The sequence below is a fragment of the Bradyrhizobium sp. 17 genome (assembly GCF_023073515.1).
Lineage (GTDB): Bacteria > Pseudomonadota > Alphaproteobacteria > Rhizobiales > Xanthobacteraceae > Bradyrhizobium > Bradyrhizobium canariense_D.
Map to the genome: position 1 here is coordinate 263574 of NZ_JADPJQ010000035.1, position 17870 is coordinate 281443.

12 protein-coding genes and 1 pseudogene are annotated in these 17870 nt (G+C 64.0%); 10 read left to right on the forward strand and 3 right to left on the reverse strand.

From position 1 onward, the window contains the following. Position 1: 1 nt before the first annotated feature. Positions 2–316: a hypothetical protein gene (locus IVB13_RS06210; protein ID WP_026232707.1), complete on the reverse strand. Its 315-nt coding sequence runs from the start codon at positions 314–316 to the stop codon at positions 2–4. A 68-nt stretch (positions 317–384) separates the two neighbouring features. Between IVB13_RS06210 and IVB13_RS06215 the strand changes: the two genes are divergently transcribed. The 3 genes from IVB13_RS06215 to IVB13_RS06225 are packed head-to-tail and all read left to right on the forward strand — an operon-like array spanning position 385 to position 4291. After that, positions 385–1416: a TRAP transporter substrate-binding protein gene (locus tag IVB13_RS06215; protein WP_085350285.1), complete on the forward strand. Its 1032-nt coding sequence runs from the start codon at positions 385–387 to the stop codon at positions 1414–1416. Between the two features lie 7 nt (positions 1417–1423). Then, a complete protein-coding gene (locus tag IVB13_RS06220; RefSeq protein ID WP_018454298.1) occupies positions 1424–3301 on the forward strand; it encodes a TRAP transporter large permease subunit in 1878 nt (625 codons plus the stop codon). 12 nt (positions 3302–3313) lie between these two features. Beyond that, on the forward strand, positions 3314–4291 hold the full coding sequence (locus IVB13_RS06225) for a hydroxyacid dehydrogenase (protein WP_018454299.1): 978 nt from the start codon (positions 3314–3316) through the stop codon (positions 4289–4291). A 6-nt stretch (positions 4292–4297) separates the two neighbouring features. Here IVB13_RS06225 and IVB13_RS06230 read toward each other — a convergent pair whose 3' ends face one another. After that, complete coding sequence (locus IVB13_RS06230; protein ID WP_018454300.1) at positions 4298–5431, reverse strand: ABC transporter substrate-binding protein; 1134 nt, start codon at positions 5429–5431, stop codon at positions 4298–4300. A gap of 349 nt (positions 5432–5780) precedes the next feature. Here IVB13_RS06230 and IVB13_RS06235 point away from each other — a divergent pair, with 349 nt between their 5' ends. The 3 genes and pseudogenes from IVB13_RS06235 to IVB13_RS06245 all read left to right on the forward strand — a co-directional run bounded on the left by IVB13_RS06235 (position 5781) and on the right by IVB13_RS06245 (position 12300). Beyond that, a complete protein-coding gene (locus IVB13_RS06235) occupies positions 5781–8171 on the forward strand; it encodes an EAL domain-containing protein (RefSeq protein ID WP_018454301.1) in 2391 nt (796 codons plus the stop codon). Between the two features lie 100 nt (positions 8172–8271). Next, positions 8272–9564: an MFS transporter gene (locus IVB13_RS06240; RefSeq protein ID WP_018454302.1), complete on the forward strand. Its 1293-nt coding sequence runs from the start codon at positions 8272–8274 to the stop codon at positions 9562–9564. 151 nt (positions 9565–9715) lie between these two features. Then, positions 9716–12300, forward strand: a pseudogene (locus IVB13_RS06245) (EAL domain-containing protein). A 65-nt stretch (positions 12301–12365) separates the two neighbouring features. On the opposite strand, the gene IVB13_RS06250 reads toward IVB13_RS06245, so the two are convergent. Further along, on the reverse strand, positions 12366–12650 hold the full coding sequence (locus IVB13_RS06250; RefSeq protein ID WP_143273233.1) for a hypothetical protein: 285 nt from the start codon (positions 12648–12650) through the stop codon (positions 12366–12368). Between the two features lie 417 nt (positions 12651–13067). On the opposite strand from IVB13_RS06250, the gene IVB13_RS06255 reads away from it, so the two are divergent. Genes IVB13_RS06255 through IVB13_RS06270 form a run of 4 tightly spaced genes read left to right on the forward strand, consistent with a single transcriptional unit; the run spans position 13068 to position 17862 of the window. Next, entirely contained in the window at positions 13068–13259 is a 192-nt protein-coding gene (locus IVB13_RS06255) for a hypothetical protein (RefSeq protein WP_018454304.1), read from the forward strand. A 24-nt stretch (positions 13260–13283) separates the two neighbouring features. Further along, on the forward strand, positions 13284–14249 hold the full coding sequence (locus IVB13_RS06260; RefSeq protein ID WP_247488044.1) for a class I mannose-6-phosphate isomerase: 966 nt from the start codon (positions 13284–13286) through the stop codon (positions 14247–14249). Further along, a complete protein-coding gene (locus IVB13_RS06265) occupies positions 14237–16513 on the forward strand; it encodes a glycosyltransferase family 4 protein (protein ID WP_018454306.1) in 2277 nt (758 codons plus the stop codon). The genes IVB13_RS06260 and IVB13_RS06265 overlap by 13 nt, the downstream gene beginning before the upstream one ends. Before the next feature lie 44 nt (positions 16514–16557). Then, positions 16558–17862, forward strand: coding sequence for a glycoside hydrolase family 130 protein (locus IVB13_RS06270; protein ID WP_026232711.1), 1305 nt, complete (start codon positions 16558–16560; stop codon positions 17860–17862). Positions 17863–17870 lie beyond the last annotated feature (8 nt).

Consider the following 17870-nt stretch of genomic DNA (forward strand, 5'->3'; position numbering starts at 1 on the left):
TCTAGGTGGCCGCCATGCGTCTGTCTGTGCACTGGATCACGTTGAGCTGCGGCAAAATGGGGCAGAAGGTCTGCCAGAGCTGGTGCGGCATCGTTCTGGCGCCATCCATGTGAATTGCGCATTGATCCATGCGCCAATTGGATCGATGCCCAACGCTGCGCGAAAGCATCTTCTCGCGCATCGGCCCCATGCCGATCTGATCGAGAATCCCGCAAAAACATGGCTGTTTTGCCGCGCGCTGATGCCGTTGATCCTCGCGACACGCCGCTTTGCAACGGCCGGCCGCAAGCCTTGCCTGCGCCGTCGCTTTGGCCATACAGTCCGCGCAACGGGCTGCGGCAACGACCGTTGCTCGAAAAACAATAATTGGGGAGAAACCGCATTATGTCCATCGTGCCCGTGAACCGTCGCGCGTTCATCAAGTCGTCGACGGGACTTGCTGCCGGCCTCGTGCTTTCCCCCGCACTCATCGGCCGCGCCGAAGCCGCGACGCTGAAGCTGAAATGCTCCTCGTCGCTGCCGAACGATCCCAAATTCGCCAACGGCCGGGTCTACTACGACAATCTGGTGAAGAACCTGAAGGCGAACGGCCTCGGTGAGCAGGTCGAGGTCGCGTTCTTTCCCGACAACCAATTGGGTCAGGAAATCGACGTCATCAACTCAGTGAAGCTCGGCGTCATCGACCTCATGGTGTCGGGCTCCTCGATCTCGGCGAATCTGGTGCCGCTGGTCGGCACCTACGACCTCGGCTTTCTGTTCTCGAGCTTTCCGCAGCAGACCAAGGCGTTCGACGCTGGCGCGGCCAAGCCGATCGAGGACGCGCTGCTCAAGGGCAGCAACATCCGCATCATCGCCTGGGCCTATAATTTCGGTTCACGCAGCGTACTTGCGAGGAAGCCGGTGAAGACGCCGGAAGATCTCGCCGGTCTCAAGATCCGCACGCTGCCAAATCCCGTCATCACGGAATGCCTGCGCCTGATGGGAGCCGCCGCGACGCCGCTGGCGTTCGGCGAAATCTACACGGCATTGCAGGCCGGCGTGCTGGACGGGCTAGAGCACGACCCGCCGACCATCCTGGCCAGCAAGTTCTTCGAAACGGCGAAATTCTATGCATTGACGCAGCACAATTTCTCGCCGCTCGCGATCTATTTCAGCGACACGACCTACAATCGCATGGATCCGAAGCTGCGCGAGGGATTTCTCGATGCCGCGAAGAAGGCTGCGGCCGACACGCGGACCCACGGGCTCGCCGTCGAGAAGGAAGCGCTGTCGGCCTTGACCGAAAAGGGCGTGACGGTGGCCGAATGCGACCGCGAGGCGTTCAAAAAGCGCGTCGCGCCGCAGATCGAGAACTTCATGAAGGCGCGGCCGGAATCCAAGGCCGTGATCGACATCATCCGCGCCACGCAGGCCTGACGTGGCAATGACAGCTGCCGTACCTCTCTCGGGCGGCCGCCACGGGAGCATCGCCCTGCTGCTTCGCTTCAGCGACGCGATCGCGGCCATCCTGCTGGCCACGGATCTCGTCGTCGTCTGCGGTTCCGTGCTGCTGCGCTTCTGCTTCAACGCGCCGGTGGAGTGGTCCGACGACGTCGCGCGCGGACTGATGGTCGGATCGGCCTTCTTCGGCGCGGCGAGCGCGCTCGCGCGCGGCGAGAATGTCGGCGTCTCTTTCTTCCGCGATCTGGCTCCGGTACGGCTGCGCGCGCTGGTCGACGCCGCGAGCGCGCTGCTGGTGGTGCTGATTTCGGGCTACGTCGCCTACAACGCCATCAAGCTCGGCTCGCTGACGGCGGGCCAGACCACCGGATCCGGCCTGCCGCTGGAGCTGACCTTCTACCCGATGGGCGCCGGCGCGCTGTTCATGACGGTGTTTGCGATCGACCAGCTCTGCGCCAGGCCGCTCCCTGACATCGTCAGAGGCCTCGTCGCGATTGCCGTCGTGACCGGCCTTTATCTCGCCTGGGATTATCTGTCGCCCGCCACGGTGCCGTCGGCGGGCACGCTGATGCTGATCGGTTTCTTTGCGACGTTGGTCGGTGGCTTGCCGATCGGCTTTGCACTGGCGCTGGCCGCGCTGATCTTCATCTGGGTCGAGGGCGCGCTGCCCGGCGTGATCTTCGCCCAGCAGATGGCGCGCGGCATCGACAATTTCGTGCTGCTCGCGATTCCGTTCTTCATTCTCGTCGGCTACCTCATGGAAGCCAACGGCATGTCGGTGCGGCTGATCGAGCTGTTGCAGCGCGGGGTCGGCCGCATGCGCGGCGGTTTGAACGTCGTGATGGTGGCCTCGATGGTGCTGTTCTCCGGCATTTCCGGCTCGAAGATGGCCGACGTCGCCGCGGTCGGCTCCGTGCTGATTCCGGCCGCGCGCCGCTCCAAGCAGAATCCGGGCGGCGCCGTGGCGCTGCTCGCAGCCTCCGCGGTGATGGCGGAGACTATTCCGCCCTGCATCAACCTGATCATCCTGGGCTTCGTCGCGAACCTGTCGATCGGTGGTCTGTTCGTCGCAGGGCTGTTGCCCGCGGCGCTGATGGCGCTGGCCTTGATCGCCGTCTCCATCATCTTCGGCAAGACTCCAATTGAGACTCCAACTGAGTCTCCAGCTGATGCCGAGGTCATCGCGCCGCAGATGCCGGTGTCGGGCCTGTGGAGCGGCGCGATCGCCTCGTTCGGCCTGATCTTCATGATCTTCTTCGGCTTCAAGAGCGGCTTTGCCACCGCCACGGAAATCTCGGCCTTCGCCGTGGCTTATGCACTCGTCGTCGGCAGCGTGGTGTTCCGCGAACTCAGCTTCACATCGGCTGCGCACAGCTTCGTCCAGGGAGCGACGCGCGCGGGGCTCGTGCTGTTCATCGTTGCCGCAGCGCAATCGCTGGCGTTCACGCTGACCCTGCAGCAGGTGCCGCATGCGGTCGGCGATTTCATGCTGGGATTGTCCAAGACCAGCGGCACCTGGCTGTTCATCCTGCTCGCGATCGGCGTGCTGATCGTGATGGGCTCGGTGCTGGAGGGGGCGGCCGCGCTGATCATCTTCGGGCCGCTGCTGCTGCCGGTGGCCGTGCAGCTCGGCATCGATCCCCTGCATTTCGGGGTGGTGCTTGTGATCGCGATGGGCATCGGCCTGTTCGCGCCGCCGCTCGGGCTCGGGCTTTACGGCGCCTGCCTGATCGGCAATGTGCCGATCGAGCAGACGGTGAAGCCGATCATGGGCTATCTCGGCCTGTTGTTCCTTTGCCTGCTCGTGATCGCGTTCGTGCCATGGCTCAGCACGGCATTGCCGCGCGCGTTCGGCTATTGAGGGAGTATCGCCGTGAAAGTCCTGCTGGCCCACACGCCGGAGATGCGCCGCAATTACTACGGCGATCGCAGCCTGAACGGCTTGCGCGCGACCGCCGAGGTGATCCTGCACGAGAGCGATGAGACGCTGGTCTCAGCCAGCCTCGTGCGCGCTGCGCAAGATGTCGACATCATCGTGGCCGATCGCATGACCGAGGGACGCGGCGAGATCTTTGCGCAACTGCCGCGCCTGCGCGCCTTCGTCCGCTGCGCCGTCGACATCCGCAACGTCGATGTCGAGGCGGCCTCGAACGCCGGCGTGCTCGTGACCCGCGCCGGGCCTGGCTTCGTGCAAGCCGTTGCCGAGCTCGCGGTTGGCTTCATGGTCGATCTCTCCCGCGGCGTATCGCGAGCGACGGCCGATTATCACGCCGGCCGCAAGCCGGAAGCGCGGATGGGCCGTCAACTCGCCGGCAGCAAGATCGGCATCATTGGCTATGGCAGCATCGGGCGCTATCTCGGGGAAATCGCCAAGGTGATGCGCATGGAAGTGCTGGTCGCAGATCCCTTTGCGACCGTGACCGACGGTGCCATCCGGCAGGTCAGCCTCGACGAGCTCCTCGCCGCGTCCGACTATGTCGTCTGCCTTGCCATCGCCAACGAGCAGACCGAAAATCTGATCGGCGAGGCGGCGCTGGCGCGGATGCAGAAGCATGCGGTCTTCATCAATCTCTCCCGCGGCAACCTGGTCGACGAAGCGGCGCTGGCGAAGGCGTTGCTTGAAAATCGAATCGCGGGTGCCGCGATGGATGTGGGCCGCGCGCCCGACCAGATGCCAAGCCCGGAGCTTGCGAAGCTTCCCAACGTCATCGCCACGCCCCATGTCGGCGGCCTGACGCCGCAGGCGATCGAATATCAGTCGCTGGAAACCGTGCGGCAGGTCGAAGCGATCGTCAAAGGCGAGATCCCGCAAGGCGCCGTCAACGCCGACCGCTGGACGCGGCGGCCGTGATCTGCTCTATAGCCGGTCCACAGCTTTGAACGTCCCGTCCTTCTGGATCACCGTCAAAAACACCTTCGGCGGCGCGTCGAGCATGCGCATGCCGACGGTGATGGTGCTGCCGCTGATGTCGAAGCGGCCGACATCGTTGATGGTGCGCAGCAGGCTCGCGCGCGTCGGTTGCGGTCCGGCTTGTTCCAGCGCCGCGGCCGCGAGACGGCCGGCGATATAGCCTTCGAGCGCCACGAAATTCGGTGTCAGCGCCGGGTCGAACGCCGTCTGCGCCGCCTGGTAGTCGGCGACCAGCTTAAGCGAGCGGTCCCAGGGAAACGGCACGACCTGCGTGACGACGACGCCTTCGCCCTCGGGGCCGAGCTCCTTGGCGAGCGCAACGGCGCCGACAAAGGAGATGTTGACGAAGGTCGGATTGGCGCCGCTGCGGTGCGCGAGCTTGATGAACTCGGCGCAGGGACCGTAGGTCCCGACCATGACGATCGCCTCGGGTTCGACGCGCTTGATCGTGCGCCAGGCCGACGCGACGGCGCGGGTGTTGCGCTCGAAGGTGCCTTCGGCGGCGAGCTCGAGGCCGCGCCTGGCAAGCGCGCGCTTCACGCCGGAAAGACCGTCGCGCCCGAACGAGTCGTCCTGGTAGAAAATGGCGATGCGGGTGAAATGGCGATCCTCGGTGAGATGCTTGACCCACGCCTCGGCCTCGGCGCCATAGCTTGCACGGATGTTGACCACGTTCGCAAGCTCGAAGTCGCGCAAGAATTCAGCGCCGCTGAAGGGACCGATGAAGGGCACGTTCCTGGCGCTGGTGATCGGTATCGTCGCCACCGCGGTCGGCGTGCCCACCGCGCCGATCAGCGCGAACACCTTCTCGTCCTCGATCAGCCGCAGCGTCTGCGCCAGCGAGCGGTCGGGGTCGTAGCCGTCGTCACGGCTGATGAGCTGGAGCTTGCGGCCGTGGACGCCGCCTTTGGCGTTGATCTCGGTGAAGGCTGCGACAATGCCCTGCCGCATGCGCTGTCCGAGTGTGGAGGAGGGACCCTCGAGCGCTGCGGCTTGGCCGAACAGGATCGCATCCTCGCTGACGCCGATCTCGTCGGCTTTCGCCGGCAGCATGATTGCTGCCAGGACGGCGACGGTCATGACGATGCATGTCGCAGATCGAGATCGATACATCAGAAAAGTCTTGCTGGGTGCGGTGAGTAGCTTCGTGAAAGCTATCGCCACGGGATGAATCGGCGATGTATCGACGGCTCCGTACTACTCCGGGGAAAACCGGCAACTTGCTTCGACAGAGCCCGCATCATCCTGCACTTCATTAACTAAACCGGGTAATGCGGAAAAGCCGGGTTCCGAAATTGTGCAGTTCTTAACCGCGGTCCTGTTCCGATAGTGGCTCCGGCGGCTCAACCAGAGGTTCGGTTGAGCGGGACAGGGGACGGCGGTTTTTGGAATGGGCGGTCGGGATCAGAACGATCAGGATCGGGGGCGTATGACCGGATGGTGGCGTGCCGCGCCGCTGCTCGGGCTCTATCGCCCTGCGCTCGTCGCAGTCGGCGTCGGTCTTCTGTTCTCGGTCGTGGCTGCAGCCGCCGTGGCGCGATGGGAAGGCCGCGTCAACAAGATCGAGTTCGAGAACGCGGCCGAGACCGAAGTGATCGTCATGCAGAACGGCATGAGCGAGTACATCTCCAGGCTCGTCGCGCTGCGCACGCTGTTCGAATCGACCAATCAGGAGATCACCCGCAGCGAATTCGAGACCTTCAGCGCCCGCCTGTTCGAGCGCCATCCCGGCATGCTGCGCATCTCCTGGGTGCCGCGGGTGAACCGCAAGGAGCGCGCCGAATACGAGGCCGCGGCGATCACGGACGGCGTGTCCGGCTATCGCATCAAGTCGCTCCAGGGCGATGCGTTCGCGACCGCGCCGCAGAGCGACGAATATTTTCCGGTGTTCTACTCGACCCAGCCGAAGACGTCTCCAGTCTACGGAATGGACTACGCGACCGTTCCGGAGCGCCGCGCGGTCCTCGAGCGCGCGCGCGACACCGACCGGATAGGGGCCATTCGCACCCGCCTCTACGAGCCGAAGGAGGGCGGCCGGTTGCCCGACGTCCTCGTCGCCATTCCCGTCTACGCCAAGGGAACGTCGCGCGACGCGGTCGTGGACCGGCGCCGCAATCTCGCCGGCTTCGTCGTCGGCGTCTTCGACCTGCCGCTGCTGATCCAGTCCATTCGCGTGACCACCGGGGCAAGCCCCGCGGTCAGCGTCAACGTCTATCCGCCGTTCGCGGGTCAGATCGTCGGCCTGGAGCAAATGCTGCCGGATTACTCGTCGGCCGCGACGGCGCCGCAGACGATGCGGGACGTCGCGCTAGCCCTGCACTGGTCGGGCAATCTCAAGATCGGCGACACCGATTGGCAGGTGCGGGCGGTTCCGGCTGCCGGCGGTCCGCTGGAGACGACTTACGATCGCGCGGGTGCGGTGCTGATCGTCGGCATGCTGCTGACGCTGTCGCTTTCGACCTATCTCATGCTCGCAACCCGCAATTCGCAGCGGCTGTCACTGGCGAACCGGCGGGTGCTCGAACTCGCCCAGACCGACATCCTGACCGGATTGCCGAACCGCGCTTTCTTCCTGGCCCGGCTCGACGAGCTCAAGGGCCGTTTGAAGGACGCCGGTCCGACCTTCTCGATCCTGATGCTCGACCTCGACCGCTTCAAGAACGTCAACGACTCGCTCGGTCACGGTGCCGGCGATGCGCTGCTGCGTCAGGTCGCACAGCGGCTGAAATCCGCTTTGCGCACCAGCGACGTGCTGGCCCGGCTCGGCGGCGACGAATTCGCCATCATCCAGGAAGCTTGCGAGGATCAGCGCGTCTGCTCGACCGAACTGGCGGGGCGGATCGCCAAGCTCGTGGCCGAGCCGTTCCTTCTTCCCGGACACCGCGTCGAGATCGGTACCAGCATCGGCATTGCGATCGCGCCCGATCATGGCAGCGATCAGGAGCAGCTGCTGAAGAAGGCGGACCTGGCGCTCTACCGCTCGAAATCGTCGGGCCGCAACTGCTTCACCATCTACGACAAGGCGATGTCGGCCGAGCTCGAGGCGCGCAGCACGCTGGAAGGCGATCTGCGCGACGCCATCGCGCGGTGCCAGCTCGAGGTGCACTACCAGCCGTTCGTCGACGCCCTCAGCGGCACGCGGCGCGGCTTCGAGGCGTTGGTGCGCTGGCGGCATCCGACGCGCGGCTTGATTGCGCCGGACCAGTTCATCCCGCTTGCGGAGGAGACCGGGCTGATCGTGCCGCTCGGCGAGTTTGTGCTGCGGCGCGCCTGCGCGGACGCGGCCGGCTGGCCGTCCGATCTTGCGGTCGCCGTCAACCTGTCGCCGATCCAGTTCAAGGAGGCCGAGCTGTTCGAGATGATCAGCGCGGCGCTCGCCGATTCCGGATTGCCGCCGCAGCGGCTGGAGATCGAGATCACGGAATCCGTGCTGCTGGAGCGTGGCGTCGAGAACCACGCCTTCATGGAGCGGCTGAAGAGCATCGGCATCGCGCTCGCACTCGACGATTTCGGCACCGGCTATTCGTCGCTCAGCTATCTGACCGCTTTCCCGTTCGACAAGATCAAGATCGACAAATCGTTCATCCGGAACCTCACGCATCAGCCGCGCAGCTCCGCCATCATCTCCTCGATCGTGACGTTGGCGCGCGGGCTGGACATGTCGGTCACCGCCGAGGGCGTCGAGACCCGCGAGGAGTACGAGCGGCTGAAGGCGCTCGGCGTCAATTTCGCGCAAGGCTATCTGTTCGGCCGCCCGCAGCCGATCGAACGGATCCTGTTCGACGCGCCCGCCAAATCGTCGCAACGCGACGCGGCCTGAGGGCGGCCGCCCAAGGATCGCTCAATGAGGCATGCGCGAAAAGCGCTTGACCCGGGCAGTCCTGGATGGTCGGAAGGACCGTCCAGGGATGAAACACACAATGCGGCTTCCGTTCTTCTACGGCTGGGTCGTGGTCGCGGTGACCTTCGTCACCATGGCCATCGGCGTCAACGCGCGCACCGCCTTCTCGCTGTTCTTCCCTCCCATCATCTCCGAATTCGGCTGGGAGCGCGGCGTCACCGCGGGCGCCTTCTCCTTCGGCTTCGTGGTGTCGGGCATGGTCAGCCCGCTGATCGGCCGGCTGATGGACCGCGCCGGCCCGCGCGCGGTGATGGAGCTCGGCGTCGTTCTGATGGGCGGCGGATTGCTGCTCGCGCCGCTCACGAGCCAGCCATGGCATCTCTATGTCACCATCGGCGTCATGGTCGGCGCCGGTTCGGTGTGTCTCGGCTATTCCGGGCAGTCGTTGTTCCTGCCGAACTGGTTTATCCGCACGCGCGGCCTCGCCATCGGCATCGCCTTCGCCGGGGTCGGCATCGGCTCGGTCACGCTGCTGCCATGGGTGCAACACATGATCGAAGGGACCGGCTGGCGCACCGCCTGCACGGCGATGGGCCTGATGATCCTGATCGTGCTGGCGCCGATCAATCTGTTCCTGCATCGACGTCCCGAGGATATCGGCCTTCGGCCTGACGGCGATGCGGCCCCGGCCGCAGGCGCCGCAAAACCCGCCTCCAACGTCGTCGATCCCGTCTGGGCCGGGACCGAATGGACACTCCGGAAAGCGGTCGCCACGACACGGTTCTGGTGGATCGCGCTCGGCTATTTCTGCGGCCTCTACATCTGGTACGCGGTGCAGGTGCACCAGACCAAATTCCTGCTCGACATCGGCTTCAGCCCGGGTGTCGCGGTGTGGGCACTCGGCATCGTCAGCCTGCTCGGCATTCCCGGCCAGATCCTGCTCGGCCATGTCTCCGACCGGATCGGGCGGGAATGGGTGTGGGCGATCAGCTGCGCGGGTTTTGCGATCTCTTTCGCGGCGCTGATGGCCCTGAAATTCCAGCCTTCATTGTGGCTGGTCTACCTCATGGTGTTCACGCAAGGCGCGCTCGGTTACGGCCTGACCTCGATCATGGGCGCAGTGGTGTTCGAGATTTTTCAGGGCAAGCACCAGGGCAGCATTTTCGGCACGATCATGCTGGCGGCATTGGCCGGCGGCGCTGCCGGTCCCTGGGTCACCGGCTTGCTTTACGATCGGGTCGGCGACTACACGCTGGCCTTTGGCGTCGCCATCATCGTGAGCGGATTGTCGGCGCTCTCGATCTGGCAAGCTGCGCCCCGCAAGGTGCGCGCCGTTGCCGGCAAGCTTCAGGTGGAAACCGGCGCCGAATAGGTTCCGTGCGCGCCCAATTACCTTCGTTTCTTTCGCGGAATGTTAATCATGTCGCGTCTTGGCGCGGTGCGAGGGGACTGCAAAAAGGACTTGGACACCATGGTGGCGCTAGCGTCGGTTGCATATTTTCCCGATGCCTCCGGGTCTAGCGATGTCCGCCTCCGATTGTGCCATGACAGAAACTCCGGAAGTGCTGTTGGCCGCGCTCGAACGCGCCGACGAGGGCATCGTCATCGTCGACAGCGCGCATCGCATCACGCATTTCAATGCCGGTGCGGAGCGGATTTGGAAACTCGCACGCGCTGATGTGCTCGGTCACGACGCCGAAATTCTCACCCTCAAATGCCTTCAGGCCGATCCGGTTGCAGAATTCCGTGACGAGATCAGCCTCGTGCGAAACGACGGCAGCCGCATCCGGGCGGCCATCTCGCTTTCATCCATTGCAAGTGAAGGCATCACCTATCGCATCGTGTTCGCGCGCGACGTCACCGCGAATGCCGAACGCCGCGCCAGGATCGGGCTTCTCCACGCCGTCTCCGACCAGACCAACCGCGCGGTGCTCATCACCGACACCGACCAGAGCATCGTCTACGTCAATGCCGCCTTCACGACGCTGTTCGGCTACACCAGCGAGGAAGCCGAGGGCCGCCGTGCCAGGGGCCTGCTCGCCGGCCGCCACACCGATCGCAAGGCCGTTGCGAAGCTCGTCAAGCGCCTGATGGAGGGTGGCCACCGCGGCGAGGTCGAGATGCTCGCCTATGACAAGGACGGCGAGGAGATCTGGGTCTGCGCCCGCATCGATGCCTTCCGCGACAGGAGGGCCAGGTCAAGCACATCTTCGCGCTGCTCGAGGATATCACCGAGACCAAGCAGCTGCGCTCGCTGCAGCAGCTCATCATGGGCGCGCTCGCCGACGAGGTTCCGATCGGCGAGATTGCCGACCGGCTGTGCCGCCGTGTCGAGCAGATCGCGCCCGACGTCGTCTGTTCGCTGCTTCATATCGATGCCGCGGGCCTGATCCATCCGCTCGGCGGCCCAAGTCTGCCCGAGGACTATTCCCGCGCACTGGACGGCGTTGCCATCGGCCCCAATGTCGGCTCGTGCGGAACCGCGGCCTTCTACGGCGAGCCGGTGCTGGCGACGGATCTGGAGACCGATCCGCGCTGGCGGCCGTACAAGGCGATGCCGCTCGCGATTGGCCTGCGCGCATGCTGGTCGACGCCGGTCAAGGCCAAGGACGGACGGGTCATCGCCACGTTCGCCTTCTACTACCGGGAGCCGCGCGCGCCGAGCAATTGGCATCGGCGCATCGTCGAGGCCTGCGTCAATCTCGGCGCTTTCGCGATCGAGCGCAAGGAAGCGCGCGCCGAGATCGCGCGGCTCGCCTATCACGATATCCTCACGGGCCTGCCGAACCGCGCGCAATTGCGGCGCCTGATCACCACCGCCATCGATGCCTGCCCGACCGGCAGCCACGTCGCGCTGGCCTTCCTCGACGTCGATCATTTCAAGGACGTCAACGACACACTCGGTCATGCCGCCGGCGACGAGCTCCTGATCCAGCTCGCGCAGCGCCTGCGCGAGCAGATCGGGCCCGAGGACATGCTGGGGCGACTCGGCGGCGACGAGTTCGTGATCCTGCTGCCGCAGCGCAACGCCGAGGGTGCCGAGCGCGTCGCGGCCGGAATCACCGAAGCGCTGGCCGCGCCGCTGCGGCTCGGCTCCAGGCAACTGCAGATGTCGGCGAGCATCGGCGTCAGCCTCTATCCCGATCACGCCACCGACATCGACACCCTGATGCAGCAGGCGGACGCGGCCATGTACATGGCCAAGCAGGCCGGCCGCTCGACCCATCGCCTGTTCAGCGCCGAGATGAACGGGCTCACCGAGCAGCGGCTGGCCTTGATTGCGGCGCTGCGCCGCGCCATCGCCGAGGGCACGCTGACCCTCCGCTATCAGCCGCAGATCCGCAGCTGCGACGGCGCGATCCATGGCGTCGAGGCGCTGGCGCGCTGGCACGATGCCGAGCTTGGCGACGTCTCGCCGGCAAAATTCATCCCACTCGCCGAAGAGTGCGGCCTGATCGAGCAGATCGGCCTGTGGTCCGTGCGCGAGGCCTGCCGGCAGATGGCGAGCTGGCGCCGCGCTGGGCTGAACATTCCATCCGTGTCGGTGAACCTGTCGCCGATCAATTTCCGCAACGTCACGCTGGCCGCGCGGCTCAAGGATATCCTCGCCGAATACGATCTGGCGGCGGATGCGCTGATGCTCGAGATCACCGAGGGCGCGTTCATGCAGGACAGCGTCGCCGCGCTCGAGACGATGAACGCGATCCGGGAGCTCGGCGTCGGGCTTTCCGTGGACGATTTCGGCACCGGCTATTCCAGCCTCAGCCGGCTCGCCCATCTGCCGATCCGCGAGCTCAAGATCGACCGCAGCTTCATGCGCGACATCGAGCGTGACGCTGGCGCGCTCGCGATCGCCACCGCTGTGGTGCGCGTCGGGCAGGGCCTCGGCATGACTGTCGTCGGGGAAGGAGTTGAGACCGAGGCGCAGCGCAAGGTGCTGGCCGAGCTCGGCTGCGACGTCGTGCAAGGCTTCCTCTACGCGCCCGCGCTCGCGCCCCTAGCGTTCGAGCGCTGGCTGATCGAGCACTGCGCCGAGCAGGCGCGGGCGATGCTCGCTCGTCTCGACATTGCACCGGCCGGCGCGACCGCGGTGAAGCGGTCGGCGTAGGGCGTCTACTCTCGGAGCCGCCACGGCAGCAACGACCGGCTAGTCATCGAAATCAACGAAACGCGTTACTTCGATCGTGTCTGGTTTGATTTTGCTCGGCATTGACGCGGCAATGCATAGTGAACGGTCAGCAGGCTTTCGTTCCTGTCATCGAAAATCAAATGATCGGTCAAGGCCATTTCCGCGCGCATCGCGTTGCAGCAGAAGATCATCCATCGATTGAACGTGGGCAGCTGGCTCATGGAGCGGTAAAGCTCGCCACACTCGATGGTCAGGTTCGGCCGGCCTTGCGCGTTCGCCAATTCGAGCCGGGATCGAATCTCTTGCCGGAAACGATCCGTTGAAACCATGCGACATCCGATTGCCGAAAACCCTTCTGAGAGGGGGATCAGCCGGCCAATAATGAAATCGAGCGAGGAACCCCGTCAACTCAGACGCCAGGCCGCGTGACCATAGAGCAATGCCAACACAAAGATACAGCTAATAAAGCCGATCGGATTGATGCGCTCGTCTCGCTATTGGGTGACGGCGTTCCTATATGCTCGAGATCACCGCCCGCCCTTGGCAGTTATCGGTGACTGAGAGCATTTCGCTCCCGCCTCAACCACGCAGGCGGTCGCATGTCCGATATCCCAAAATACAAATCTCCTGGACCGATTGGTATCTCGGGTGCCGGTGCGGGTCGCTGCGTCGGCCTGCATGCAGCGGAATCCATTTTCAATTGATCTGCGGCAGCGATCTCGCACGCAGATCGTCAGGAGGTTTACGTGGCAAACACAGCAACGATCCGAAATTCGAACGGACTTCCGGCCACATTCACGGGATCGAAGACCGGGCAGGACGACGCTCCGTTTGTCTTCGTCAAGGTCGGCGATGAAGAGCGCCGCATGCGAAGGGCCGAATGGGATGCGCTTCCGCCCTGGACCGGTCCGCGCCCGGCACGAACAGCCAACGACTGATCGCACAGCCTTGGGGAGGCCCGCTTGACGGTCGAACATGCCATCGTGCGAACCAAGCCGAAGCCCTGGGGCAGTCTCGATCTGCGGCCCTGGAGTGAGACGTCGACGAGCGACGGGCCGATCGGGGAATTGTGGTTCGAGCGCCCCGGTCTTGCTGCGCCCAAGACGACGTTGCTGCTCAAAATGCTCTTCACCACCGAGCCGCTGTCGATTCAAGTTCATCCGGATGATGCGTTCGCGCGTTCGATCGGGCTTGCCAATGGCAAGACCGAAGCCTGGTATATCGTCTCCGCGATCCCCGGCGCCCGGGTCGCGGTGGGATTGAACCATTTGCGCTCCGCCGCGGAGTTGCGAACCGCGATCACTGATGGCTCGATCGCCGATATCGTGGATTGGCAGCCGGTTCATCCAGGCGACGTCATTCTCATTCCTGCTGGAACGATCCACGCGATCGGCGCCGGCATCGTGCTCGTGGAAATCCAGCAGCACAGCGACGCCACGTTCCGGCTGTTCGACTATGGACGAGCGCGCGAACTGCACATCGACCATGCCGTCGCGGTGGCGACGGCAGGCCCACGCCAGATTCAATCGCCGTCCGAACGCCTGAGCGGCGCGCGAACGGTCCTCACGGTCAATTCCTATTTTGCGCTGGAGCAGACGGACCTTGCTCCTGGCTCCGTTTGGATGCTCGACGCACCGAAAGAGACCTGGCTGCTGGCGATAGAAGGCCAGGCCCAACTCGGCTCGACGAGGCTGGCGCCGGGGGACGCGATCTTCCTGGAAGCCGACCATGCGGAAATCGAGGTCGGTGCGAGCGGCTTGAAAGCGCTGCTGGCCTATCCCGGCCCGAAGATAAACCCTGCTGCGCTAACAGGGCGCAGTGCCGCGAGCGCCAGTCTCGCACCGCACGCCTTTCCCGGCACCCTGGTCCCGTCTCCCTTCGAGACCGCCACGCTCAAACAATCGGAGACGCCAAATTGGCTGCCGTAAATCGTATCGCATTCATCGGCAATTCGCTTCCCCGCCGCTGCGGCATCGCGACCTTCACTACTGACTTGCAGAGCGCCGTTGCGGCGTCCCGGAGTGATCTGGAGACGGTCATCGTCGCGATGACCGATCACGGCCAGGTCTACGATTATCCTACCACCGTGGGCCTGGAGATCGACGACGACAGGCAAGATGATTATGTCCGTGCGGCTGCCTATCTGAACAGCGGCGGCTTCGAGGCCGTTTCGCTGCAACACGAATTCGGAATTTTCGGCGGCGAAGCCGGAGGCCAGATCATGGCGCTTCTGTCGCGCCTGACCATACCGATCGTGACAACCCTGCATACGGTCTTGTCCGAGCCGACAGAGGCTCAGCGCGACGTCATCACGCGCATCGTCGAGTGCTCGTCCAAGATCGTCGTGATGGCTGAAAAAGGTCGGGAATTGTTGCGCTCCGTCTATCACATGGCTGACGAGAAGATCGAGATCATCCCGCATGGCATCCCGGAATTTGCGTTCGTCGAACCCGACGCGGCCAAGGCTGCGCTCGGATTCAGCAACAAGTCGGTCATCCTGACCTTCGGATTGCTGTCGCCGAACAAGGGTATCGAAGTCATGATCGATGCGATGCCTTCGATTCTGAAGACCCGACCCGACGCCGTTTACGTCGTCCTCGGTGCGACGCATCCCAACCTCGTGCGCGACCGTGGCGAAGCTTATCGTGAGTCCCTGATGGCGCACGCGCGCCAGGCTGGCGTCGAGGATCACGTCGTGTTCCTCGATCAGTTCGTCGACAAGAAAACGCTGCTCGATTTCATCTCGATGTCTGACGTCTACGTGACGCCGTACCTCAGTGAGGCCCAGATGACCTCGGGCACGCTGGCCTACAGTTTTGGCCTCGGTAAAGCCGTGGTGTCCACCCCGTATTGGCATGCCCGTGAACTATTGGCCGAGGGCCGCGGCATCCTGGTTCCGTTTGGCGACGCGGCAGCGCTCGGCATTGAAATCGCCAAGTTGCTCACCAACGACGTGCTTCGGCAGGCGATGCGCAAGCGCGCCTATTCGAGCAGCCGCGCGATGACATGGGAAAGAACCGCCGAGCGCTATATGTCGGTCTTCGAGAACGCCGGCCGCCGGCATCGGCTCAAGACCATCGCGCGTATGGATACTGGCACGCTGCTGCGCGACAGCCGCGCCCCGCCGGAAATGCAGCTCGGCCATTTCCTGTCGATGTGCGACGACACGGGACTGTTTCAGCATGCCGTTCATAGCGTGCCGGATCGTGCCCACGGCTATTGCGTCGACGACAACGCCCGGGCGCTGCTCGTGGCCTGTGCGCTCAACAATCCGGGTGAAGAGCGGCTGCCGGATGCGCTGACGGCACGATTTGCCGCTTTCGTCCAGCACGCCTGGAATCCGGATACACGACGATTTCGCAATTTCATGGGCTTCAACCGCTGCTGGTTGGAGGACAAGGGGTCGGAGGACAGTCACGGACGTACGCTCTGGGCCTTGGGGGTGTGCGCGTTGACCGACGCCAGCTCGTCGCGGCGCTCATGGGCCGGGGCCTTGTTTTCCGAAGCAATGGCGACAGTGGAAGATTTTCGTTCGCCCCGTGCGTGGGCGTTCGTATTGCTGGGCCTCGATGCTTACTGCTCGGCTGTCCCGGGCGATGTCCAGGCGACCCGCCTGCGTGCCGTGCTTGCCGATCGCTTGATCTTGATCTTCGACACCGTGGCAACCGGCGATTGGGTCTGGTTCGAGGACGGGTTGGCCTATGATAACGCGCGCTTGCCCCAGGCGCTGATCATAACCGGTCTTGCCAGCAAGACATCGCGCTATGTCAATATCGGGCTGGAGTCGTTGCGCTGGCTTGTGAAGCGGCAAACCTCAGCGAAAGGCCAATTCCGCCCGATCGGCACGGCGGGGTTTGGCGATCGACGCCAGCCGTCGCAAGCCTTCGACCAGCAGCCGCTGGAGGCCGCGGCGACCATCGCGGCATGCCTCGCCGCGTGGCGGGCCGATCACGATGTCGAGTGGAAAGCCGAAGCCGCGCGGGTCTTCGCGTGGTTTCTGGGCAGCAACGACCTGTCGGCCTCGCTGGTCGATCTGGAGACCGGAAGCTGCCGGGATGGCCTGCATCCCGATCGTCCCAATGAGAACCGGGGAGGGGAATCCGTGGTGTCTTATTTGCTTGGGCTTTCCGAGATTCGGCAAATTGCCCGCCTGAGCGAAAGCCGGGCCAAGCCTGCTCCTCTCGTCGCTTGACGGAGCAGGATTACGATTTCCTCCTTCAACCCATCGAGGCCGTCTTGTCGCAATCTCCCTTCCTCAAACGTCAAGCCCTTCAGCTGCGGCCTGATCCGACCCGTGTCATCGTTCGGCCTTTCAAGCCGGCAACAGAGCCGCGCGACCTCAATCCGACGGACAAGACCCGCGCCAACCATATCGTCGAACGGGTCCTCGCGCTCGATGCCGAGACGGCTGACCGGCAATTGGCCGACGTTCTGGAGAATTTCCTCGGCCGTCACCGCAACCTGTTGCAGATATTCGAGACACGCGCCGCGGAAATGGAAGAGGCGCTGGCCGACCATGCTGTATTCACGCAGGTGCAGCGCCAACTCGCGGGCGCCTATTTTCTCAACGAATATTCGTTCGAGGCCTCGGCATTGTTCAATCCGAGTATCGTGCCGCATCCCGATCAATCCGGAACGCCGGAAGGCAGCCTTCGCTTCATCCTAAGTCTTCGTGCCGTCGGCGAGGGTCACGTGTCGTCCCTGACATTTCGCTCGGGGCTTATTGCGGCAGACGGGACCGTGACCATCGACCCGACGGCGCGCCTTGCATCCAGCCCCGATCTCGTCAAGCTGACATCGGGCGCCGGCGGCGACGAGATTGATGTTACATTTGCGGCCGGCCAGGATCTGAGCGAGCGGGTGATTTTCCCGGTCACTGAAGCGCAGTCGAACGGGATCGAGGACGCCCGCTTTGTGCATTTCAGCAACGCCGGCGAGACGATCTACTACGCGACCTACACCGCTTATAGCGGACGGGCGATCCGGTCGGAGCTGATCGAGACGTCCGACTTTGTATCGTTCCGGCTATCGACCCTGAAGGGCAGTGCCGCGCGCAACAAGGGCATGGCGTTATTCCCGCGCAAGATCGGGGGCAGATATGCAATGATCGCGCGCCAGGATAACGAGAACCTCTATCTGATCTTTTCCGACGATCTCCAGACGTGGGATGGCGGCCAGCCGATTCTGAAGCCGCGATACCCCTGGGAATTCGTGCAGATCGGCAATTGCGGATCACCCATCGAGCTCGACGTCGGGTGGCTGCTGCTGACGCACGGCGTCGGACCTTTGCGAAAATATTCGATCGGGGCCGCGCTGCTGGACAAGAACGACCCTTCGAAGGTGCTCGGCCGCCTGCGCGAGCCACTATTGCGCCCGGACCCTTCCGAACGCGAAGGATATGTTCCAAACGTCGTCTACACTTGCGGCGCGATGCGCCACCACGACAAGATCATCTTCCCCTACGCGGTCTCCGACAGCTACTGCAATGTCGCGACAATCGAGATCGGATCCTTGATCGCGGCCATGGACAGGAGCGCATAGGAACTGCG

What these genes read in the sequence shown, in the direction of transcription:
- IVB13_RS06210 (WP_026232707.1), bottom strand. Translation starts at nt 316, where the DNA reads ATGGCCAAAGCGACGGCGCAGGCAAGGCTTGCGGCCGGCCGTTGCAAA.
- IVB13_RS06215 (WP_085350285.1), top strand. Translation starts at nt 385, where the DNA reads ATGTCCATCGTGCCCGTGAACCGTCGCGCGTTCATCAAGTCGTCGACG.
- IVB13_RS06220 (WP_018454298.1), top strand. Translation starts at nt 1,424, where the DNA reads ATGACAGCTGCCGTACCTCTCTCGGGCGGCCGCCACGGGAGCATCGCC.
- IVB13_RS06230 (WP_018454300.1), bottom strand. Translation starts at nt 5,431, where the DNA reads ATGACCGTCGCCGTCCTGGCAGCAATCATGCTGCCGGCGAAAGCCGAC.
- IVB13_RS06235 (WP_018454301.1), top strand. Translation starts at nt 5,781, where the DNA reads ATGACCGGATGGTGGCGTGCCGCGCCGCTGCTCGGGCTCTATCGCCCT.
- IVB13_RS06240 (WP_018454302.1), top strand. Translation starts at nt 8,272, where the DNA reads ATGCGGCTTCCGTTCTTCTACGGCTGGGTCGTGGTCGCGGTGACCTTC.
- IVB13_RS06250 (WP_143273233.1), bottom strand. Translation starts at nt 12,650, where the DNA reads ATGGTTTCAACGGATCGTTTCCGGCAAGAGATTCGATCCCGGCTCGAA.